We start from the raw sequence: 22,388 nt of genomic DNA, 5'->3' as shown, positions 1-22,388 counted from the left end.
TAATTTACCGTGAATTTAATATTGTCCAAGCGCGCAGTTTTACCACGTCCGTTTCGGCAAAAGCCGGTCTGGCTTGGCTTATTCCAATGTTCGCGCCAGCTCGTGCCAAGCTGCTTGTTGATCGATTTCGTCCAGACCGTCGCTATTGTTGGTCAATAAGAGTTTGTACGGCAGCTCTTCGGTTTGCAATGCTTCGGCGCCTGTCTTGGCTTTGTCCAATACGCTCAAGTCGGCTTCCGATGGGTCGCCGCCTTGTTCTTGTCTACGCTGTATGCGTTGCTGCAGCACCTTGTCCTTAGCCTGTATCGAAACAATGACGAAAGGAATTCCCAGGCTTTGTGCCAGTAACTGGAACGGGCGGCGTTGGGCGTGTTGCAAAAATGCGGCATCGACAATAACCGGGAACCCGAATTTAAGCAGAGTTTGTGCTAGGTCTAGCAAATGTTGGTAGGTTTTTTGGCCGGCTTGTGGATGGTATATGCCTCCATCGATTGCCGAACTGCTTTTTTGCAGGGCGCTTAACCCAAACAGCCGTTTTCTCTCGACATCCGAACGCAAGCGGATCAGCTGATGTTTTTCCAATAGTAATTGCGATACCGCGCTTTTACCGCAACCTGGCAGGCCATGGGTCAGAAGCAATGCCGGTTTGCGCGGGCTTAAACTGCTGTCGGCCAAATTTAAATAACTTAGGCATGCTTGTCTGGCCGTTTCTGCGCCGGTTTGCGCGAACCTAAAGCCGGCGATCTTCGCGCGCACGGCGGCCCGGTAACTGAGATAAAAGCGCAACACGCCGAGGCCAGCGTAATCGCCGCTGATTTGCAAATAGGTGTTCAAAAACCGGTACGCCAGATCGGTGCGCCCGCGATGGAGCAAGTCCATGATCAGGAATGCCGCATCGCTGATCGTATCTATCCAGCGCAATTCCGGCGAAAAATCGATACCGTCGAATGCGACCGGCCGACCTCTTAACAGCACGATATTGCCCAGATGCAGGTCTCCGTGACATTCACGAATAAAACCGGCTTGTTGCCGCTGCGAAAACAGGTTTTCGGCCGCCAAAAATGCCTGCCGACAGTTATCTTGCATTGGCTTGATCAATGCGGCATCTTCGGGTTTCATCAACTCAAGCAATTGCTGAAAATTTTGCCGGGCCGGCGCTTCAATGGTGGCCGGAGAGCCGTAGTTCGAGTCCGGACTCGCCGGCGCCAAGCCCCTATGAAACCGGGCGATAGTGTCGGCCAAGCTGTCGATATGCGTTGGCGTAACTTCCGCTTGGGTCAGTAACGTATCCATCAACTTATCGGCTGCAAAGCGGCGCATTTTTACCGCATATTCAAACGCCGGCTCCACGTTGATTCGGGGTTGTTTGGGGCTCCCGCCAATAGCCGCCACCTGCAAATAAATGCCGGGCGCCAGACGCCGATTCAAGCGAATTTCTTCCTGACAGTAAAAGTGGCGCTGGCTAAGTTGGCTGAAATCCAAAAAGCCCAAATCGACCGGTTTTTTAATCTTGTAAGCATAGCGGCCAGCCAGCAACACCCAGGAAATATGGGTTTCCAGTACGGTGACCCGTTTGACCGGGTGCGGGAAACAGGCCGGATCGCAAAGAGCGCTTATCAGTGGAGGATATGCAATGGCCATGATTAAACACCTTCCCAGACTGAGCGGGATTAATACTGCAACGGCAGTGCCTGTGCCGCCGGCGATTCTGGCAGACCGGCGAGTGCTGTGCAAAGCACGCCCAAACCTAAATTGCTGCCAGGCATGTCGGTCATAAATGCCAGGATTTGCCGTGCCTTACAGCGTAAAGTTACGTAACGGTTGAGATTTCGACTATAATCCCGCCCCGCTTATATGGCTTTTTCATAGGCTTACCAAATTCGACTGGTTTACATCAACTTCATCGACATGCTGATTTCGACCCTGGTACCTGACTGGTACGGAGCCTGATAAAAAATGGACATTACCCTCATCATTAAATCCCTGATACTCGGCGTAGTTGAAGGATTAACCGAATTTCTCCCCATTTCCAGCACCGGCCATTTAATTCTAGCCGGCGATTTGCTCAATTTTAATGACGACAAGGCCAAACTGTTTACTATCGTCATTCAGGTCGGCGCGATCCTGGCGATTTGCTGGGAATACCGGGCCAAGATCGGCTCGGTATTGAGCGGATTGACCAGCGACAGGCAGGCGCAAAAATTTGTGTTGAATCTGGCGATTGCGTTTATGCCGCTGGCGACGCTGGGCTTGTTGTTTGGCAAACATATCAAGGCCGCGCTGTTCAAGCCGATGCCGGTAGCCTTGGCGTTTATCATTGGTGCGTTTGTGATTATCTGGGCGGAAAAACGCGAGCACAAAATCCGGGTCGATAATGTTGACGATCTCAGTCCGCTGGATGCCTTGAAATTGGGTATCGCCCAAGCTTTTGCCTTGATCCCCGGCACCTCCCGTTCCGGCGCGACCATTATCGGCGGCTTGCTGTTCGGTTTGTCGCGTAAGGCGTCTACCGAGTTTTCTTTCTTTTTGGCGATTCCCACCTTGGTCGTCGCCAGTCTGTACGACTTATACAAGCACCGCGACTTACTGCACATCGAGAGCGATGCGCTGTCGTTCGCGGTGGGATTAGTCGCGGCGTTTATCAGTGCCTTGCTGGCGGTTAAAGGTTTGCTGCGTTACATCAGTCATCACGATTTCATCATTTTTGCCTGGTATCGGATTGTGTTTGGCGTGGTGGTGATTGCCAGTGCTTACAGCGGTCTGGTGCAATGGACGGTGGATTAGTATTCGGCGTCACGTAGGGCAGTATTTCGGTTTTTTGATCTTTAAAATTAAGGGTAGGTTATGGCTTTGCCACTGTTGATGATAGTCATCGGTCTGATTGTGTTGGTTTGGAGTGCCGATATTTTTGTCGAAGGAGCTGCGGCGATAGCGCGTTTTCTGGGCATGTCGCCGTTGTTAATAGGTATGGTGGTGATCGGTTTCGGCACCTCCGCGCCGGAGTTGTCCGTGTCCGTCTTGTCGGCCTGGCAGGGCAATCCGGGTATAGCGCTGGGCAATGCTTACGGGTCGAATATCACCAATATTGCCTTGATTCTGGGGATGGTGGCCTTGATCAGTCCCATTACCGTCCATTCGCAAATCGTTAAAAAAGAACTGCCGGTGCTGTTCGCGGTGACTTTGTTCGTGCTAGGTCAGGTATACGACGGCGATCTGTCGCGGATGGATGCGGTGCTGGAACTGGCGGTATTCGTTGGCGTGATGACCTGGATGGTCCGGCAAGGGATGAGTAAAACAGCCGAGACGACCGACGTGTTAGGCGAAGAAGTTGCTGAAGAATTGGAAGAGCATGCGATGTCCTGCGCTCAGGCTGTCATCTGGCTGGTTTCCGGTTTGCTGTTATTGGTGATCAGCTCCCGCTTATTGGTTTGGGGTGCGGTATCGATTGCCCAGGATTTGGGCGTCAGCGATTTGGTGATTGGTTTGACCATCGTCGCCATCGGTACCTCCTTGCCTGAATTGGCGTCGTCGATTGCCGCCGCCCGTAAAGGCGAGCACGATCTGGCCTTGGGCAATATCATCGGTTCCAATTTATTCAACACGTTGGCGGTGGTGGGTTTGGCCGGGGTGATTCAGCCGATGTCGATTCCACTGGAAATCGTTAATCGCGATTGGCCGCTGATGGCCTTGTTAACGGTGTCGCTGTTCTTTTTAGGATACGCCAGAAAAGGCGAGCAAGGCCGCATCAATCGGGTTGAAGGCGGCATCTTGTTGGCCATTTACGCCAGTTACACCGTGTACTTGATTAACACCGTCGTGAGCGCTTAAGCATGTCCTTGGAAAAACGTTTGGGAAATATTGCCTTTCGATGGGGCAACTGGTTGCTGTATTCGCCGGGGTTAGTGTTACTGGCTTCGGTAATCTTGGCTTATCTGGCCGCGCAATACACCGGCAACCATCTAACCGTCAACACCGATACGGCGGAACTGATCGCTCCGGAAGCGCCGTTTCAGCAAAACCGCCGCAAATTCGAACAGCAGTTCGGCCAGGAAGTCCATACCTTGCTGCTGGTGATCGAGTCTTCCAGTCCGGAGTTGACCAAGGCCGCTGCCCAACGCTTGAGCCGGGAGCTTAGAGCGGATACCGAACATTTCACCAAAGTCTATCGGCCGGATGAAAATGCGTTTTTTCAGCGCAATGGCCTGCTGTATCTGGATACCGATAAGTTGCAGGATTTTTCGGTGACGCTGGCGCAAGCCCAGCCGTTTATCGGCCGCATCTCCCAGGACCCCAGCCTGAATGGCTTTTTCTCGATCTTCGAAGATGCGCTGAATGCAGAAACCAAAACCGAAGAAGTGCCCATCGATCTGATGTCTTTAATCGACAAGGTCAGCAACTCGCTGCATAAGACCCTGAACGGTGAAACCGACCTACTCTCCTGGCAAAAACTGATTGCCGAAAACAAGATCAGCGAAGAGCAATCGGACAAAGCCTTTATCTTCGTCACGCCGAAATTCGACTACACCCAAATTTTGCCGGTAGAGCCGGCGATTAATGTCATCCGGCACGCTGCTGACAAAATTCAAGACCCCAACATGCCGGCCGTCAAGGTCTGGGTGACCGGCGAAGTCGGTTTGGAACACGATGAAATGGCTGGCATGAGTGAGGGTACTTTTACCGCCAGCATTTTTTCCATCGTATTGGTCTGCGGCATTTTGCTGGTTGCTTACCGTTCCTGGCTGTTGATGCTGGCTACCTTGCTGACATTGGCTTTGGGCATGGTGTTTTGCGGATTGTTCGCCTCCGTGGCGGTGAAACAACTCAATCTGATTTCTGTGGCCTTCGCGGTATCCAATATTGGTTTGGGCGTGGAGTATGCGATCCATTTTTGCCTGCGTTATCGCGACAATCTGGACCTCTACGGCAGCGACAAAGGCAAGGCAATCCGTTCGGCCTTGTTGGCAACCAGTCCGTCTTTAATTCTGTGCGCCGGCACTACCTCCATCGGTTTGTATGCCTTTATTCCCACCGACTACCAAGGCATTTCCGAGTTGGGTTTGCTGGCCGGTACCAGCTTGTTCATTTGCTTATTCATTACGCTGACTGTGCTGCCGGTGCTGCTTAAGGTGTTGCCGAATCCGCCCGTGCATCAATTACATGGCGAACAACCCGGCGAATCGAAGTTTACCCACGTGTTGGCTCACTATACGTTGCACTATGCCAAACCGATTTCCTTGTTGACTTTGCTTGGCGCGGTGGTTGCCGTGTACTTTGTGTTTCAGGTGCAAACCGATTTCAATCCCTTGAATCTGCGCGATCCGCATACCGAGTCGGTGATTGCCTTCAAGGACTTGATGAAAGAGCGCGAAACTTCGCCGATGACCTTGACGGTTTTGGTGAAAAACGAAGACGAAGCCAGAGCGGCGCAGAAAAAGCTGGAGAGTCTGAAAACCGTCGATAAAACCGTCAGCTTGTTCGACTTTGTGCCTGACGATCAAGAAAGCAAATTGGGTATCATCGACGATATGGTGCTGACGCTGGGTCCGCAGAGCCAGTTTTTCCCGCAATTGAAAACCGGTACTGATCCCTTGCCGGCCATCAAGCGCATGATCGCCGCGATTGATGCCAATCTGCCGAAAAAAACCAATCCGGCAGACATCAAATCCCTGCAAACCTTTAAACAGCAGTTGCAAGACGTGATGGTGGAATTGGAAGCCAGATTCCAGCCGGACCGCGGCGTGTTTATCGAGAAGATTCAAACCTCGTTGCTCGGCACCTTGCCCACTGTCATGAACCAGCTTCTGGTCGGTTTCCATGCCGAGGAAATTGTACCGACCAGTATCCCGGCGGAAATCAAGGAACGCTGGTTGAGTAAAGACGGTTTATACCGTATCCAGATTTTTCCCAAGGAAGATTTGAACGATCTCGGTAACTTGCAGGCTTTCATCACCGACGTACAGGCCGTAGCGCCCAATGCCACCGATTTGCCGGTCATGTATTGGGAATCCATGAAAGCGGTGATCGGTGCCTTCCAGGAAGCCATCATCATTGCCCTGGTGGCGATTGCCTTGCTGTTGATGTTCATACGCCGCAGTATCGTCGACACTGTGTTGGTGATGACACCCTTAGTGTTGGCCGGTTTGTTCACAATGGCAACTACAGTGTTTACCGGCACGCCGATCAATTTTGCCAATATTATCGCCTTGCCTTTATTAATGGGGCTGGGTGTCGATAACGGCATCCATATGGTTGAAAAATTGCATCATTCGTTGTCCGAGGATCAGAATATTTATCAATCCAGTACCGCGCGCGGCATGTTCTACGGCGCGTTGACCACCATTTCCAGCTTTGTTGGTTTGGCATTTTCCCCGCATCAGGGCATCTCCAGCATGGGTTTGGTCATCACTATCGGCATTTTCTGGATCATGACGTGTACTTTTGTGGTGCTGCCGGCTATCAGCAAGCTGGTTTTAAAAAAAACTGAGCATTTAGCCTGAGAGTTTGAAAACCATAGCCTAGACTTATCCGGCAACTTACATGGCGGCCGGTAAAGGTAGCGAACCCAGGGTAAGTTTGATTTTTATAATTAACTTTTAGTTTTTTAGAGGCAACCATGTTTGTAATCATTGGTTATGTGATTATTTTAGGCTGTGTATTGGGCGGCTTTTTGATGGCCGGCGGCCATCTGGGCGTGCTTTGGCAGCCGGTTGAGGTGCTGATCATCGTCGGTGCCGCCTTCGGTTCCTTCCTGGCCAGTAACTCGCTGGCCACCAGTAAAGCGGCGATGGCCGGCGGAACCGCCACGCTGAAAGGTAGTACCTACACCAAGGAGTACTACATGGAGCTGCTGATGAGCTTTAACGCGCTGAGTCAGAAGGCCCGCAAGGAAGGTTTGTTGTCCCTGGAAAAAGTGGTGGACGATCCGGAGGGTAGCTCGATATTCGGTGAAAAAATCGTCCACGATCACCATCTGATGGAGTTCATTTGCGACAAGCTCAGGCTGATCCTGACCGGGGTTGATGTCAACCAACTGGAAGACATCATGGACGCGGAAATCGAAGTACACCACGCCGAAGGCAACGAGCCGATCAAAGCCGTGCAAAAAGTCGGTGACGGCATGCCGGCTTTCGGTATCGTCGCGGCGGTAATGGGGGTGGTACATACGATGGAATCGGTGGGTATTCCGCCGGCGGAACTGGGCAAACTGATCGCGGCGGCGCTGGTCGGTACCTTCCTGGGTATTTTGGTGTCTTACGGCTTTATCGGCCCGGTAGCGTCGGTCATGGAAGCGCGGCTGGAAGAAGAAAGCAACGCCTATAAATGCACGCAAAAAGGCCTGCTGAATTGCGCGAAAGGTACTTCGCCGGCCATGACGGTGGAATTCATGCGTACCGCGATTCCTCATCATGCCAGGCCGACCTTTACCGAGCTGGAAGAACAATTGAAAGCCGGCAAATAAGGTAAACGACAATGGCCGAACAACCTATAATCATCAAGAAAATCAAGAAGGGTGGGCACGGTGGGCACCACGGCGGGGCCTGGAAAATTGCCTATGCCGACTTCGTGACTGCGATGATGGCTTTCTTTCTGTTGATGTGGTTACTCGGTTCCACCGACGAGAAAACTAAAAAAGGCATTTCCGAATACTTCCAAAACCCGTTTGGCGTCGCGATTGTCAGTAACCCCGGTGAGGGCTCCGGCGACCGGACCAGCATCATTCAGGCCGGCGGCCAGGACTTGAAATCGCAAGACGAGGGGCAAGTGCATCAAGGGGAAAATACCCCGGCCGAGCCAACGCCTGAGGATATTGAAAAACTGGCGGAAGAGCAGGAAAAACTCAAGCTGGAAAAATTGCAGGAAAAAATCGAGGACATGCTGAAAGCCAATGACAAGTTGGCGGAATATAAAGATCAGATCAAGCTGGAAACCACCCCGGAAGGTTTGAAAATCCAGATTATCGATGCGCAAAATCGGCCGATGTTCAAACTGGCCAGTTCCGGTATCGAAACCTATGCGCAAGCCATCCTGCGCGAGTTGGCGCCGGTGATCAACGAATTACCCAACAAAGTCACCATCAACGGCCATACCGACGCATTGCCGTTTCCCAGCAATCGCACCGGTTATTCCAACTGGGAGCTATCCAGCGACCGGGCCAATGTGGCGCGCCGCGAGTTAACCCAAGGCGGACTCAGTGAAGACAAGGTGCTGCGCGTGGTCGGCTTGGCATCGAGTATTCCTTACAAGGGCGACGTGCCTAACGATCCGATGAATCGGCGGATTTCCATCGTAGTGATGAATAAAAAGACCGAAAATCAGGTGCTGCACGATGGCGCCGAAGATAAGCCCGGCAGCAGCGATACCTCTGTGCCCGGTTTGCCGGCCATGTCGCCCGCGATTCAGCAAAATACCAAAATTACAGGGGCGGAAGGCGCTGCGCATTGATTTGGCCCGGTCAGTACTAGGCTGAACGTACGGTAAGGATCTGATGCAGTTATTCAAGGCTCTGCTGAGTCAGCTAATGGCCTGTGCCGCTGTGTTGGGCTTGCGCGCAATTATCCCCCTGCCTATTAGCGTTTGGCAAGCTGTCGCCATTCAGGCCGGCTTGGCCGCACTGTTCTCTCGCGGTTTTCGCCAGCCTGTCTGGTGGCTGCCGATTCATTTGCTATTTATACCGACCGTATTACTGGGGCTGAGCTGGCAAGTACCTGCATGGCTGTATCTGCTGATGTTGCTGCTGCTAACCCTATTATTTTGGGGGACAGTGAAAGGTGATGTGCCGTTGTTCTTATCGTCTTCCGCTGTCAGTCAGGCGCTGATCGAAATAGTAAGCCGCGAACGGGCGCAAGCGTTTATCGATATTGGCGCCGGTCTGGCTACCGTTGTCGTGCCGCTTGCAAAAGCCCGGCCGGACATGGCTGTGGTGGCCTTGGAGCGAGCGCCGCTGCCCTGGCTGCTGGCAAGATGGCGTTGCCGCAATCTGGCTAATGTCCGGGTCGGCAGATCCAGTTTTTGGAAGCAGGATTTACGCGGGTTCGATGTGGTGTTCGCCTTTCTGTCGCCGCTGGTGATGGCGAAAATCGGCGAAAAAGTCCGGCGGGAAATGCGGGACGGCTGCTTATTCATCTCGTCCTCTTTTCCGATACCGGATAGCCACCCCGAATCGGTGCTCGAACTGAACGATAGCCGCAAAACTAAGCTGTATTGCTATCGGATAGGCGGATCTCTGAAAAGTTAAGAACCCTATAGCTTTTTTCAGCAGGAGGGGGCTTAGCTCAATGACATTGCCTGGGGGGGAGTGAGTCTTAGCGCTATTATTAAGCCGCCGGCGTATTCGTAAATTCGGGGACCAACTGCTTCAAACCGGCCAACAGCTGTTGGTTATCGTAGCTCCTGCACTCCTTCTGCAAATCCTCAATCTGTTTAGCCCATTCCACCGAGTCGTAGAGTCGGGCTTTGGCCAGGCGCAATTTCGCATGGCTGGTTGCCATTAATTGTTCCTGATCGTGGAATAATTCTTCGTAGAGTTTTTCGCCGGGCCGCAAGCCGACAATCTTAATGGCAATGTCTTTATTCGGGACTTTGCCGCTCAGGCGGATCATCTGCTCCGCCAGGTAAGTAATTTTGACCGGTTCGCCCATATCCAATACAAACACTTCGCCGCCCTGGCCTATGGTTTCCGCTTGCATGATGAGCTGGCAGGCCTCCGGAATCGTCATGAAGTAGCGGGTAATATCCGGATGCGTTACCGTGATAGGGCCACCGGCCTTGATTTGTTCCCTGAACAGCGGCACCACGCTGCCGGCCGAATCGAGCACGTTGCCGAAACGTACCGTGGTGAAGCGGGTGTTGCCGGTCTGATTCAGGTTTTGACACAGGATTTCCGCCGCCCGCTTGGTGGCGCCCATCACGTTGGTCGGATTGACGGCTTTATCGGTGGAAATTAATACAAAGCGCGCCACGCCGGCGGCAATCGCCGCTTCCGCTAGGATCTTGGTGCCGATCAGGTTGTTATGCACCGCTTCGCGGATCTGATTTTCCAGCAAAGGCACATGTTTATAAGCGGCGGCGTGAAACACGATTTCCGGTTTTTGCCCGGCAATTAATTGCTGCACCGCAACGGGATCGGCGACATCGCCCAACACGGCTTGGTGCGATAACTCCGGAAACAGCCGATTCAAGTCGGCATTGACTTTGTACAAATTAAACTCGCACTGATCGAATACGATCAGCTTGCGCGGTTGGGCTCTGGCCAGTTGCTTGCAAAGTTCGGAGCCTATGGAGCCGCCACCGCCCGTGACTAAAATAACTTTGTCGCGCAGATGGTTTTTTATGCCGGGCCAATCCAGCTTTACCGGTGTGCGGCCCAAAATATCTTCGATGGAAACGCTACGCAGATTGGCGGTGGTGACCGCGCCGCTTAGCAATTCTTTAACCGAGGGTAGGGTCTGAAAATCCACCGAGCAGTTTTCGCAGATTTCCACGATACGACGCATTTGCTGATCGCTGGCCGACGGCACGGCAATCAGCACAGTTTCGATATTCCAGCGTTCGATTAATTCGGGAATTTGCTCGACCGTGCCGGCAACGCGGATGCCGCGAATTTCGCGCTTGTATTTGCCATGGTTGTCGTCGACGAACACTATCGGCACATAATCGCTATCGACATTGGTCAATAAATCCCTCACCAGCATTTCGCCGGCGGAACCGGCACCGACGATCAATGCGCGCTTACCCACGCGCTCCGCAAACGTCTGTTCCTTCCAAAAGCGATAAACCAGACGCGGAATGCTGAGCAAGGAAAACAGGATCAGCACATACAACGGTACGACCGAACGCGGTACACCGTGCAGGCGGTCGTATAAAAACAAGGCGGAGGCAATAAAAAAAATCCCGGTCAACACCGCTTTGCCGATGCGGATCAGGTCCGGCAGCGAGGAAAACCGCCAAACGCCGCGGTATAAACCATACACCCAGAATAAACTGACTTGGATGGCTATGACCCAAGGCAGGAACAATAAGGCCGAATAAAAAAATTCGTCCGGGATGTTTTGCAGATTAAAGCGTAGCCAGTAAGCGCCGAACCAGGCCAACGGGATCATGGCTAGATCGTGCAAAAAGATGGTGGTGCGGGAGCGGAATATTAAAGTCACGAAACAACCAACTCGGATTGGCCGGCCTTAAACCGGTAAGCCAGATAGATTAAGGGCAGATAAGCCACGATAACGCCGGCCAAAGCATGGCTGGGATGCTTGAATATCCATAGGGAGACAGGCAGCAGCCAACCGCAATTAATTGCCCAGCTTGCCAATAACACCGGTAAATGCCCGAAACGCTTGGCTGCATGCTGATAGGTATGCGAGCAATGCGCCGCGTACCATTTTTGTCTGCTGAACATTCTAACCGCCAGGGTATAGCTGGCATCCACGATAAACGCACCGAATAAAATCAGCCCGCAATACAGCAGCACGGCGGCCTGTTGTGCGGCCAGTAGAATCAACAAACCCAGTAGTAGCCCGATAAAGCCACTGCCGACATCGCCCATGAAGATTTTCGCTTTTGGCCAATTCCACAGCAAAAAGCCGCTGCAAGCCGCCGCCAAACTCAAGGCAACACCGCATAAGCTTTGGTCGATAAAAAACAGATAGCCCGCCAATGCCGAGGATACAAACAGCGCTTCCGACGCGGCAATGCCGTCGGTACCGTCCATGAAATTGAACAGGTTTAGGGCCCAAACCAAAAACAGTGCGCCCAAGGGGTAGCCCAACCAGCCTGGATTGACGCTTAAGCGCCCGAAGAGGGCGTCGAATGGCGCGGGGACCAATACCACGGGAAGGCCGCCCAACAATTCCAGGGCGATGATCGCCGCCAGCAAATGCGTCAAGAAACGCCAGCGCGCGGCCACTTCGCCGTGATCGTCACAAAAGCCGATAGCGGCTACCAATAGCGTGGAGCCCAGCAAGGCCAGGGAAGTGCCAGTCAGTTGCCGGTCAAAAAACAACCAGAGCATCGCCACGCTGAAGGCCAGCACGATAGCCAAGCCGCCGCCGCGCGGGGTTGGCACGCTGTGTGAGCTGCGTTGGTTGGGAATGTCCAGCACCTTGTAAGTTAAGGCGTAACGGCGAATCAGGCCGGTCAATACGGCGGCGAGCAGCAAGGTAACAGTAGAAAGCAGTAGCACGCTAGATTAACTTAGATGGCGAATAATATCGGGCAGGGCTTTCCAGAGAGTTTGGCGAGGTTGAAAACCCAATTCGCGGGCGATTTTAGCAGACGAATACCACGCCGAACCGGTTAATTTTTCCAGGCTATCACTATCGATAGGAAAGCGTCGCCCCGTCAGCCGGCCAAAGCCATCGCCCAATTTAGCTAAACTGGTTAACAACGGCATCGGTATCGACCAGGCAGCAGGCGGCTTGCCGAGCGCGGCTCTGATCGCGTCGTAAATCTGCCGGGTAGAATAGCTTTGTTGATCCGTCACGATATAAACCTGCCCGGCTGCTTCGGGATTTTCTGCGGCCAACAATGCCGATGTCACCACATCATCGACATGCACCATGGAGCGCTGGTTACCGGATTCCGGTAGCGGCGGGAATATGCCGCGGCGAATTGCGTGGATCATGCGCGGCAGATTGCCTTTCCCGGTATCGCCATAGACCATGCTGAGTCGCAACACCACGGGATGCGGGACGTAGCCGCCGTTCAGCACCAGTTGTTCGGCTTCGTATTTGGACAAACCGTAGGGATCTGAGGCCGGGGCGTTAACCGTTTCATCCATGGCTTGTCGGCTAGTCTGGCTGACGGCTTTGACGCTGCTGAAGAACACAAAGGTTTTCACTCCGGCCTGTTGTGCGGCTTCCAGCAGTTTGCGCGTGCCTTCGGTGTTGATTTGCCGGTATTCGGCCTCATCCTGCCGACTTTCCGCCAAGGCGTGGGCTTTGCCGGCCAGATGAAATATTACGTCTATTCCGGCGCACAACTCCGGGGGGCAAGCTCCCGGTGCTGCCAAATCCAAAGCGATGTTGTTCTCATCATTCCCCGTGCGACTACATGTTCTGATCGTATAACCCTGATTGACCAAGGCTTGGCATAGGTGCGCGCCGATAAAACCGCAGGCACCGGTGACGAGGGCCTTAGTCATGTTATATGTTGGCGAAAAGACATAATGGTTGGCAGCGATTTAAACGGACGGCGAGAGTACGTAAGTTGAGTTATTGCTTGCTGCCATGCTCTGCAAACACTTCATACTTACCTTCTTTATCGAAGGAAACCACCTTGTACGCATCTTGCTGCCCGCCCATTTCCATGCCGGGGCTGCCCATCGGCATGCCCGGCGCGGCGATACCGACTATGTTGGATTTGCTTTGCAAAAGCTTTTGAATATCGGTAGCAGGCACATGGCCTTCGATCACGTGGCCGTCCACGACAGCAGTATGGCAGGACGCCAGCTTCTCGGGGACACCGAAACGGGCTTTGATGGTTTCCATGTCGTCGCTAACCACATCGTTGATTTTAAAGCCGTTTTGTTTGGCATGTTCCAGCCATTTACCGCAGCAGCCGCAAGTGGGGCTGCGATAGACTGTCATTTCCAGCGGCTTGCCTGCTTCTTCAGCGGAAAGGTTTTGGCTGAGAGCCGCCAGTAATAACATGATTGATTTCGATGCGTTCATAAATACCTCTTTATTCGCCGTGTAGCGTTACGATGATGGTGCGATTGCCGGCACGATTGCGATGCTCGCATAAGTAAATGCCTTGCCAAATTCCCAAGGCCAATTGGCCGTCGCTGATCGGGATGCTTAGCGAGCTGCCCAATATAACGGTTTTTATATGGGCAGGCATGTCGTCCGGCCCTTCGAGTGTGTGCCGGTAGTATGGTTCATTTTCCGCTACCGCCCGGGAGAAATAACTTTCCAGGTCCCGGCGTACATCCGCATCCGCATTTTCGTTGATGGCCAGCGATGCCGAGGTGTGTTGCAAAAACACATGGGCCAAGCCTATTTCAATTTTATCCAGTTCGGCTAGCTGACTGACGATTTCCCGGGTGATCAAATGAAAGCCACGCGGTTTCGCGGCTAGCTGGATGCGTTTTTGAATCCACATGTCGAGAATGTTACAAATTGATAAATGCTGGAAATTTGGATGGCTGCAAATTATTCAGCGAATCGTAAAACTCCGCAATTGGTCCTCTAATCCCGGAGCAATACCGCAAAGTTGAGGTAGATAATTCCTTCTCCCGCCGGGAGAAGGTTAGGATGAGGGAGATTAAAATCAATTATTTACACCCCTCACCCCAGCCCTCTCCTTTATGCCCTGTGGGTGCAAGGGAGAGGTAGGCGTAACTTAGCGGCATTGCCCTCAAGTATAAACGCCCTTATTTAGCGATGATATTGCGGACTCAATTCCCGCACCGCATCGACCATGGCTTTGACGTGTTCCGGATTAATGTCCGGCAAAATGCCGTGGCCCAGATTAAACACATGTCCTGAGCCATTACCGAAACCTTGCAGCACTTTGCCGACTTTTTCGCGGATCACTTCCGGTTGCGCGTACAAAGTAATCGGATCCATGTTGCCCTGCAACGCTACCCGGTCGCCGACGCGGGTGCGGGCTTGGCCGATGTCGGTTTGCCAGTCCAGGCCCAGCGCGTCGTAGCCGGTGTCGGCCATCGCTTCCAGCCATAGACCGCCGCCCTTGGTAAATAATATGGTCGGAATTTGCCGGCCGTCGCGACGCGTGTTCAATAGCTCGCGCACTTGCCGCGCATAGCGCAACGAAAACTCCAGATAATCGTTATGGCTGAGCATGCCGCCCCAGGTATCGAACACCATGACCGCGTCAGCGCCGGCGGCAATTTGCGCATTCAAATAGGCGGCTACCGACTGCGCCAGCTTATCCAGCATTTGATGCATCAGTTGCGGCTGTTCGAACATTAGGCTTTTCACTTTTTGAAAGCTCTTGCTGCTTTTGCCTTCCACCATGTAAGTCGCCAACGTCCAGGGACTGCCGGAAAAGCCAATCAAGGGTACCTTGCCGTGCAGATTGGTTTTGATCAAGCGCACGGCGTCGATCACATAACGCAATTCGGTTTCCGGATCGGGAATCGGTAATTTGGCAATGTCGGCTGCGGTTCTGACCGGATTGGCGAATTGGGGGCCTTCGCCTTCGGCAAACGATAGCCCTAAGCCCATCGCGTCGGGGATGGTCAAAATATCGGAAAACAAGATGGCCGCGTCGAAGTTAAAACGCTCCAGCGGTTGCAGCGTCACTTCGCAGGCCAGTTCCGGATTGGTGCAGAGTTGCATGAAGCTGCCGGCCTTGGCGCGCACTTCCCGATACTCGGGTAAATAACGTCCGGCTTGGCGCATCATCCAGACGGGGGTGCGGTCGACGGGCTGTCTTAACAGGGCTTTTAAGAATAAATCGTTTTGTAAGTTGGTCATTCGTTTCGATTGGGATGAGAATCAGCGGCGGCTTTCTTTTTGCACGGCCCGGAAGCGTTTTTCCATGGCCTGCTTAAACTCGCCGGGCATAACGGCTTTAAGCTGTATCGCTTCGGCGGCAGATTGAAAAGAGCCGTAAATTACCACGTATTTTTCCTGTTCGCCCTGTTTGATGGGGTAGAACTTCAGGCCGTCGCGGTAATCGGCGTATTTTTTTTGAAAACGTAGTGCCGCATCTTTAGTGGACAGCACCATGACTTGCAGCGTGAAGTTGTTGGCTGGTTGCGCCATGATCCAGTCCTGATCGCTGCCTTCGAAGGCGGGTTTGGCGGGTTTGTGTTCGACGGGTTTAGCCGGGGTTGGCACAGCAACCGGCGCTATCTCCTCGGTCGGCGCAGAGTTGGCTGGCGACGGTTTTTCAGCTTGCTGCTCGGGCTTGGCTTGCTCAGGGTTTGGTGCTTTCGCGGGCGCCGTCTGCTTGTCGGCAGCAATGCTCTGAGTGCTTGGCTGCGTGCTTAGGGTCTCGGGCGACGGTTTGTTCGGTAATTTCGGGCTGGGTGTTGTTGAACTATTTATCGATTCAGCGTCGGCAGAGCGGAGCGGAGCTTGGCCGGTCGCTTCGGCTTCGATCAGTGCATGGCTTGACTCCACTGTATTGTTTGCCGGGCTGAGGGCGGCAGACACGATTGTCGGTGACGGTTCCGGCGCTTTGGGCTCGGGTGGTGGAGCGATCTGCGGCGGTGCCAGGACGGTTCCGACTGTCGGAGTGGGTGTCGGCTGCGGAGCGCTTGTGTTTTCGGTGGCAGCTTTGTCGGCCTTTTCGGTTGTAACCGCAATAGGCAGGTTGCCGGCGATTTGCCCTGTGACAAGATCCGGCGGTAATAAAGATTTCAGCGCATAGCCGGCTCCGGTTAGCACACCGGCGATTGCGAGCCATAAGCCCAGTTTGCTGCGTTTATGGCTTTGGGAATGAGCGAATTTAGGCAATTGCGCGAGTATTTTGCCGGGGATGCCGTTGCTGGCGCGATATAAATCCTCGATCAGGCTGTCGCTGATGGCGTTAAACGACACCACTGCGCCCGGTTGCGCCGACAGATTTTGTAAATATTCGCCACATTGTTTTTTGCTGAGCGGCGGCAGTTCGATGAAATGGCACTCCTCCACCAATTTGTCGGTACCGCTTTTGATGTGGAATTGATCGTGATTCATCGCCAACACCAGCCGCAAGCCCAGTAGCGAGTCGGCAAATTCGATCAGCATCGTCATCAGGCCAGGTACCAAATTACCGGCATCATCAATCAGCAGCACTACCTTTTGTCTGGCGCATTTGTCGCGTAGTGCGCTTAAATCGAAAGCGGAACCTTTGGCGATGTTCAGGCCGCGCAACAAATCGTTGATCAGGCTTTCGAAGCTGGAGTCTGGTGAAGCCGGCAACAACACGACTTCCCACATATCTTTGCGATTTTGCCGGACAGTTTCCAATAAGGTGGTTTTACCGATGCCTTCCGGGCCGCAGACGATCAGCGATTGCTGCAAATTGGCCAGCAAGTGCAGCAGCAAATCCAGTTTCTGCGAGCGCTCCAGCGTAATCAAGGTCCGTTCGGCGTTGTTGGCCACCGAGCGTTTTTGGTAACTATAAGTCAGGTCGTCGTTATCCAACATAGCCGTTCAAAGTTGCCTGCAATTGCGCCAGATCGACGTTGACGGGGAGAGAGGCTTTGCCGACCGCTTCCAATAAAATGACCCGAATTTTGCCGTCGACATTTTTCTTATCCACGGCCATCAAATCCACATATTGCTCGGTCGTCATTTCCTTAGGCGGAGTGACAGGCAAATTGGCGGCCTGGAAAACGTCGATAATTCGCTTAACGTCGGCATCGTTCAGCCAGCCCAGGCGCCGCGATAAATCGGCTGCAAAGCAGGTGCCGATAGCTACCGCCTCGCCGTGCAGATAGTGGCCGTAGCCGCTGCCGGTTTCGATGGCGTGGCCGAAGGTGTGACCGAGATTTAGCGTAGCGCGCACGCCGGATTCGAACTCGTCTTCGCCGACCACTTCGGCTTTATTGATGCAGGAACGCTCTATGGCATAAGCCAAGGCATCTTTATCGCGCGCCAGCAATTTCGGCATATTCGCTTCCAGCCATTCTAAAAAGCCGGGGTCGCGGATCAGACCGTATTTAATGACTTCCGCTAGGCCAGCCGACAACTGCCTGTCGTCAAGAGTATCCAGCACATCGGCGTCGGCGATGACGCATTGCGGTTGATAAAACGCACCTATCATGTTTTTACCCAACGGATGGTTCACGCCGGTTTTGCCGCCGACGGAGGAATCGACTTGGGCCAATAAAGTCGTGGGGATCTGGATAAAGGCGATGCCGCGTTGATAGCAAGCCGCCGCAAAGCCGCCCATGTCGCCGATCACACCTCCGCCCAATGCAATCAAAGTGGCGTTGCGGCTAAATTTTTTGGCGAGCAATTGATCGAAGACTTTCTCCAAATATTGGAGCGTTTTGTATTGCTCGCCGTCCGGCAGGATCACCGTTTCGACTTGATAATCGCCCAATGCCGTTTGCAATTGGGCTAAGTAAAGCGGGGCGATAGTCTCGTTGGTAACGATCAATACCTGCTTGGAGCGAATATGCTTGGCCAACAGTGCCGCTTGGGCCAGTAAGCCGGCGCCAATGTAAATCGGGTAACTTCTGTCGTTATTTAGTGCAACTTGCAATTCTTTCATGATCTTCTAAAGCAGCCTGATATTGCTGCAAAATGGTTTTAACCACGGTTTTAGTGGGCAGGACGCCGGAGTCGATTTTAAAATCGGCGCATTCCGTATACAGCGGGTCGCGCTGCGCCAGCAAGGTTTGCAGGCGTTGCCTGGGGTTGTCGGTACGCAATAGCGGGCGTTGCGTATCGTGTTTGGTGCGGTGCAGGATTTTGTCGATAGAGCAATGCAGATAAACCACAAAACCGTTTTCCTTTAATGCGGCCCGATTCTCCGGCTTTAGTACGGCGCCGCCGCCGGTAGCCATCACTACGCCTTGCAATGCCGATAAATGACGGATCACGGTTTGCTCGCGCATCCGGAAGCCCTCTTCGCCTTCGTAGGAGAAGATAGTCGGAATGTCCACGCCCGTGCATTCCTCAATGACTCTATCGCTGTCGTAGAACGGCCATTGCAAGGCTTTAGCAAGCTGTTTGCCTATCGTGGTTTTACCCACACCCATCAGGCCGATCAAGTAGATGTTTGCCGCTGGTTTCATTGCATTGGCTGGTTGCGCGCATTAAAAACCGAAGCATTATGCCCACTTTTTGCAGGGAGTTAAATTTTAGATGTTGGGCGTTAGCTTTTGAGGGGCTATAAAAATTACACAAGTCCCCTTCTCCCTGAGGGAGAAGGTTGGGATGAGTGGGGGTAAAACCCATTATTTACATCCCTCGCCCCAAGAGGCTTTTAGAGCGCTCCCTTATTGAATTCTCCTCACCCCAACCCTCTCCATTAGGAGAGGGAGTTATTACTTTCCACAGGCGAGTGCTATTAACTTTGGAGTATCCCCTCTCCATCAGGGAGAGGGCTAGGGTGAGGGGGTATCAACTATTTTAACTCCCTAATCCCAGTCTTCTCCCTGAGGGAGAGGGGGCTCAGTTTTTAACTGAAGAATAATCAGATGAATGGCTTCCATCACGGCAGGCGTGTTTTGTAAAACCTCATGATTCCAAAATCGCAGCACCCGATACCCCAGCCGCTGTAAATATTGGCTTCTGTTTTGATCGTATTCTTGTTGCTCGGCATGCTGCCCGCCATCAACTTCAATTATCAACTTGGGTTCCAGGCAAACAAAATCAACGATGAATGGGCCGATAACCTGCTGTCTACGAAATTTACAGCCCAACAATTGCCGATTCCTCAGCTGTTGCCAAATCACTCGTTCTGCTTCGGTTTGATTTTTGCGTAATGAACGGGCCAAATCTTTCATTGCAAAAGCCTTTTTTGGATTCCCTCACCCCTGCCCTCTCCCGGGGGGAGAGGGAGTTATATTTCCGAGCTAGATGAGGCGATCCTAATTTAGTCTAGCTAACAAAAATACCGGTATTCCCCCCTCTCCCCTTGGGAGAGGGCTGGGGTGAGGGGAGTTAAAAGCCCTGGCAAATTTAATTTTTTGCCCTTCAAGCAAAAATACCGAGAATAAAATTCCAGAAAGCTTTGGCGCAAATACTCAAGCAAACTGCGCCGCAATCTGTCCCTGGATGTTTTCCGCCATGGCTTTACGGTCAGTCGCGTCGCGGATAGGCCTGCCGACTACTATGTAATCCGCGCCGTTTTGAATCGCTTGCTCGACACTGACCGCGCGTTTTTGATCATCGTCTTCGCGGTTATCCACCGGCCGGATACCGGGAGTGATTACCAGCAGTTTTTCGCCCAGTTGTTGCCTAATCATTGCTACTTCCAGGCCTGATGAGACGATACCGTCGCAACCAATTTGCAACGCCCGCTTAGCGCGGGACAACACCAACTCGCGCACATCGCATTGAAAGCCCAAGTCGTCCAAATCGCCGCGATCCAGGCTGGTTAATGCGGTGACGGCCAACACTTTTAAGTCGCCTTTCGCTGCTGCCGCTGCTTCCATAATGGAATCGTTACCGTGGATAGTGGCCAGATCCACGCCTTTGTTACTCAGCGCTTTAATTGCCCTGCCCACCGTGGCTGGAATGTCGAAGAATTTAAGATCGACAAACACTTTTTTGTCACGGGCCTTCAGCCATTCGATAAATCCGAAATAATCACCCGACATGAATAGCTCCATGCCCACTTTGTAAAAAATCACAGCTTCACCTAGTTCTTCAACCAAAGCTTGCGCTTCTGCAATGCTGGAAACATCCAGCGCCATGATCAGGCGTTCGCGGACGGGAATGGCTTTATTTGATATGAAAGATTCTGTCATAAGGATTATGAAATAGTCTGTTTACTGGGTTAAGGGTAGCGTTTTTATTGGTGAGCTTGGCAAGACCTGCTAAAGTGGTTTACAAGCAACGTTGATTTTTCAGTTGGTGTTTAATTAACAATTGTTGCGCCTGCGATGTCACTAAGAAGCGGCATGCGTGAAAAACTTGTAGGCGCCGAACGGATTACATGCCACCGCCGGTGTAGCATTAAACTTTCATTAAGCTGAAATAATCTTGGCTTAAAGTCCTATAATCAGGCAGGCAAATGATCAACTCATTAAGCTAACCAGTATATTTGATATGAATCAGTTTCGCCCAAAAGGATTTATCAGGCCGCTACAGCCGGAATTGCAGAGCATTAAGCGGGCCATGGATACCGCGTTGATTTTTATCACGCTATATGTCTCGCTACACATCTATGGCGAGCCGTTCGACCGTGAATACCTGGGCTTATTTATTGTCTGTACCGTGTTGTTCGGTATTTTTGCCGAGCATCAAGAGATCTATCACGGCTGGCGCGGTGATCCCTTATTTGACGATGCAGTGCGGATATTATTATCGTGGATAGTGGCCTTTGCACTGATTGCCAGCAGTTTTTTCGTATTTGACCTTGGCTTTGAATATTCGCGGCAAGTGTTGGAATTGTGGCTGCCGCTGGCGCCGCTCAGCATCATCATGCTGCACTCGCTTCGCCGCTCGACATTGTCTTATTTGCGGATGCACGGCCTTAACACCCGTAACTACGCGATTTTGGGCGGCAATTCGCTAGGCAAACGCCTAAATGCCGCGCTGACTGAAATGCCTTGGCTGGGCTATAGCTTTGTTGGTTTTTTTGACGACCGCATCGAGAACAAGCAGCGCAGGCAGGATGAAGACATGGTCGATGTCATAGTTGGCGACTTTAAAGAGCTACTGGAAAGAGCGCAGCGCGGAGAAATCGATCATATCTACATTACATTGCCGTTACGTGCAGAAAAGCGGATTAACCAACTGATCCGAGAATTGGCTGATAGTACGGTGTCGGTAAACATAGTCCCCGATTTTTTTACCTTTAACCTGATGCAGTCCAAGCTCAGCAGCGTAAAGGGCATCCCGGTGGTCAGCGTCTTCGATACGCCCTTAAACTCGTCACTGGATGGCTTCGCCAAACGCCTTGAGGATCTGTTGCTGTGTGCGATCATTTTGCCGATTATCGCTATCCCGATGCTGATCATTGCCATTGCGATCAAGCTTACCTCGCCGGGGCCGGTCATTTTTAAACAGATGCGTTATGGCGTGAAGGGTGAGCAGATTGAAGTTTGGAAATTTCGGTCGATGTCGGTGTGTGAAAATGGCGACAGCATCAAACAAGCCACCGCCAACGACAGCCGGGTGACGCCGCTAGGCAACTTTTTGCGGCGTACCTCGTTAGATGAATTGCCGCAGTTTCTAAACGTACTGAGCGGCACTATGTCCGTGGTCGGCCCAAGGCCCCATGCAGTGGCGCACAATGAATACTACCGCAAGCAGATCCAGGGCTACATGCTGCGGCACAAAATGAAACCCGGCATCACCGGTCTGGCGCAAATCAGCGGTTGCCGAGGCGAAACCGAAACCATCGACAAAATGGAAAGGCGGATTCATCACGACCTGGAATACATTCGCCAGTGGTCAGTCATTTTAGATTTAAAGATTGTGGTATTGACTGTTTTTAAAGGGTTTGTGGGGCAGCAGGCTTACTGACTAAAAGCTCCTCTCTTTTGAAAAAAGAAAGCTATTAAGTTTAGCCCCCTCTCCTTGCTTGGGGCGAGGGGAATTAAAAAGGAAGCTATGACTAAGTCCTTAGACAGGCTAATCACGAACAGTATTTTATTAATTCCGGTCGGGGTAGCCTGTCGAACCACCTGTACTCTGAGGGTCTGATCGGAACCAACTTGTTTAGAGCGTCCTAAGGCGAATTACTCGTTTTGATTCCCTAACCCCAATTTCCATTTTGTGCCCTTTGGGTATGTATGAAGGCAATGTAGTTAA

General features: G+C 52.4%; 19 protein-coding genes. 7 read left to right on the top strand and 12 right to left on the bottom strand.

The annotated features are described in order from the left end of the window. Positions 1–78: 78 nt before the first annotated feature. Entirely contained in the window at positions 79–1,641 is a 1,563-nt protein-coding gene (locus ACH5Y9_RS19770) for a bifunctional aminoglycoside phosphotransferase/ATP-binding protein (RefSeq protein WP_445367287.1), read from the bottom strand. Positions 1,642–1,956: 315 nt separating this feature from the next. Between ACH5Y9_RS19770 and ACH5Y9_RS19765 the strand changes: the two genes are divergently transcribed. The 6 genes from ACH5Y9_RS19765 to ACH5Y9_RS19740 all read left to right on the top strand — a co-directional run bounded on the left by ACH5Y9_RS19765 (position 1,957) and on the right by ACH5Y9_RS19740 (position 9,235). Beyond that, positions 1,957–2,784, top strand: a complete 828-nt coding sequence (locus ACH5Y9_RS19765; RefSeq protein WP_101053967.1) for an undecaprenyl-diphosphate phosphatase — start codon at positions 1,957–1,959, stop codon at positions 2,782–2,784. Between the two features lie 60 nt (positions 2,785–2,844). Then, positions 2,845–3,828 (top strand): calcium/sodium antiporter, encoded by a 984-nt coding sequence (locus tag ACH5Y9_RS19760; protein ID WP_445367286.1) that lies wholly within the window; start codon positions 2,845–2,847, stop codon positions 3,826–3,828. 2 nt (positions 3,829–3,830) lie between these two features. Next, complete coding sequence (locus tag ACH5Y9_RS19755) at positions 3,831–6,497, top strand: MMPL family transporter (protein WP_445367285.1); 2,667 nt, start codon at positions 3,831–3,833, stop codon at positions 6,495–6,497. Between the two features lie 116 nt (positions 6,498–6,613). Beyond that, positions 6,614–7,459, top strand: coding sequence for a flagellar motor stator protein MotA (motA, locus tag ACH5Y9_RS19750; RefSeq protein WP_033158218.1), 846 nt, complete (start codon positions 6,614–6,616; stop codon positions 7,457–7,459). An 11-nt stretch (positions 7,460–7,470) separates the two neighbouring features. Beyond that, positions 7,471–8,442: a flagellar motor protein MotB gene (gene motB / locus ACH5Y9_RS19745; RefSeq protein ID WP_205451625.1), complete on the top strand. Its 972-nt coding sequence runs from the start codon at positions 7,471–7,473 to the stop codon at positions 8,440–8,442. Between the two features lie 43 nt (positions 8,443–8,485). Continuing rightward, positions 8,486–9,235 (top strand): hypothetical protein, encoded by a 750-nt coding sequence (locus ACH5Y9_RS19740; protein ID WP_445367284.1) that lies wholly within the window; start codon positions 8,486–8,488, stop codon positions 9,233–9,235. Between the two features lie 79 nt (positions 9,236–9,314). Here ACH5Y9_RS19740 and ACH5Y9_RS19735 read toward each other — a convergent pair whose 3' ends face one another. The 11 genes from ACH5Y9_RS19735 to pyrF all read right to left on the bottom strand — a co-directional run bounded on the left by ACH5Y9_RS19735 (position 9,315) and on the right by pyrF (position 20,377). Continuing rightward, entirely contained in the window at positions 9,315–11,150 is a 1,836-nt protein-coding gene (locus ACH5Y9_RS19735; RefSeq protein ID WP_445367283.1) for a polysaccharide biosynthesis protein, read from the bottom strand. After that, entirely contained in the window at positions 11,147–12,178 is a 1,032-nt protein-coding gene (locus tag ACH5Y9_RS19730; protein WP_445367282.1) for an MraY family glycosyltransferase, read from the bottom strand. The genes ACH5Y9_RS19735 and ACH5Y9_RS19730 overlap by 4 nt, the downstream gene beginning before the upstream one ends. A gap of 6 nt (positions 12,179–12,184) precedes the next feature. Next, positions 12,185–13,138 carry an NAD-dependent epimerase/dehydratase family protein gene (locus ACH5Y9_RS19725; protein WP_445367281.1) on the bottom strand — a complete coding sequence of 318 codons (954 nt, stop codon included), beginning with the start codon at positions 13,136–13,138 and terminating at the stop codon, positions 12,185–12,187. Between the two features lie 70 nt (positions 13,139–13,208). Continuing rightward, entirely contained in the window at positions 13,209–13,667 is a 459-nt protein-coding gene (locus ACH5Y9_RS19720; RefSeq protein ID WP_033158213.1) for a DUF411 domain-containing protein, read from the bottom strand. A 10-nt stretch (positions 13,668–13,677) separates the two neighbouring features. Further along, positions 13,678–14,097, bottom strand: a complete 420-nt coding sequence (locus ACH5Y9_RS19715; protein ID WP_033158212.1) for a secondary thiamine-phosphate synthase enzyme YjbQ — start codon at positions 14,095–14,097, stop codon at positions 13,678–13,680. A 275-nt stretch (positions 14,098–14,372) separates the two neighbouring features. After that, the gene (gene hemE / locus ACH5Y9_RS19710) at positions 14,373–15,437 is read right to left on the bottom strand and encodes a uroporphyrinogen decarboxylase (protein ID WP_445367280.1); all 1,065 of its coding nucleotides are present in this window, start codon (positions 15,435–15,437) and stop codon (positions 14,373–14,375) included. A gap of 21 nt (positions 15,438–15,458) precedes the next feature. After that, positions 15,459–17,099 carry an AAA family ATPase gene (locus ACH5Y9_RS19705; RefSeq protein ID WP_445367279.1) on the bottom strand — a complete coding sequence of 547 codons (1,641 nt, stop codon included), beginning with the start codon at positions 17,097–17,099 and terminating at the stop codon, positions 15,459–15,461. Continuing rightward, positions 17,089–18,171 (bottom strand): 3-dehydroquinate synthase, encoded by a 1,083-nt coding sequence (gene aroB / locus ACH5Y9_RS19700; protein WP_445367278.1) that lies wholly within the window; start codon positions 18,169–18,171, stop codon positions 17,089–17,091. The genes ACH5Y9_RS19705 and aroB overlap by 11 nt, the downstream gene beginning before the upstream one ends. Further along, the gene (locus ACH5Y9_RS19695) at positions 18,143–18,697 is read right to left on the bottom strand and encodes a shikimate kinase (RefSeq protein ID WP_445367277.1); all 555 of its coding nucleotides are present in this window, start codon (positions 18,695–18,697) and stop codon (positions 18,143–18,145) included. Before ACH5Y9_RS19695 ends, aroB begins: the two co-directional genes overlap by 29 nt. A 345-nt stretch (positions 18,698–19,042) precedes the next feature. Next, positions 19,043–19,411, bottom strand: coding sequence for an endonuclease domain-containing protein (locus ACH5Y9_RS19690; protein WP_445367276.1), 369 nt, complete (start codon positions 19,409–19,411; stop codon positions 19,043–19,045). Positions 19,412–19,651: 240 nt separating this feature from the next. Beyond that, positions 19,652–20,377, bottom strand: a complete 726-nt coding sequence (gene pyrF / locus ACH5Y9_RS19685; RefSeq protein ID WP_445367275.1) for an orotidine-5'-phosphate decarboxylase — start codon at positions 20,375–20,377, stop codon at positions 19,652–19,654. A gap of 301 nt (positions 20,378–20,678) precedes the next feature. Between pyrF and ACH5Y9_RS19680 the strand changes: the two genes are divergently transcribed. After that, positions 20,679–22,100 carry an undecaprenyl-phosphate glucose phosphotransferase gene (locus ACH5Y9_RS19680; protein WP_445367274.1) on the top strand — a complete coding sequence of 474 codons (1,422 nt, stop codon included), beginning with the start codon at positions 20,679–20,681 and terminating at the stop codon, positions 22,098–22,100. The last annotated feature ends 288 nt before the right edge of the window (positions 22,101–22,388 follow it).

The sequence above is a fragment of the Methylomonas sp. BW4-1 genome (assembly GCF_052474385.1).
The sequence above is the reverse complement of the archived record's forward strand: the minus strand, read 5'-3'. Positions and strand labels throughout refer to the sequence as shown.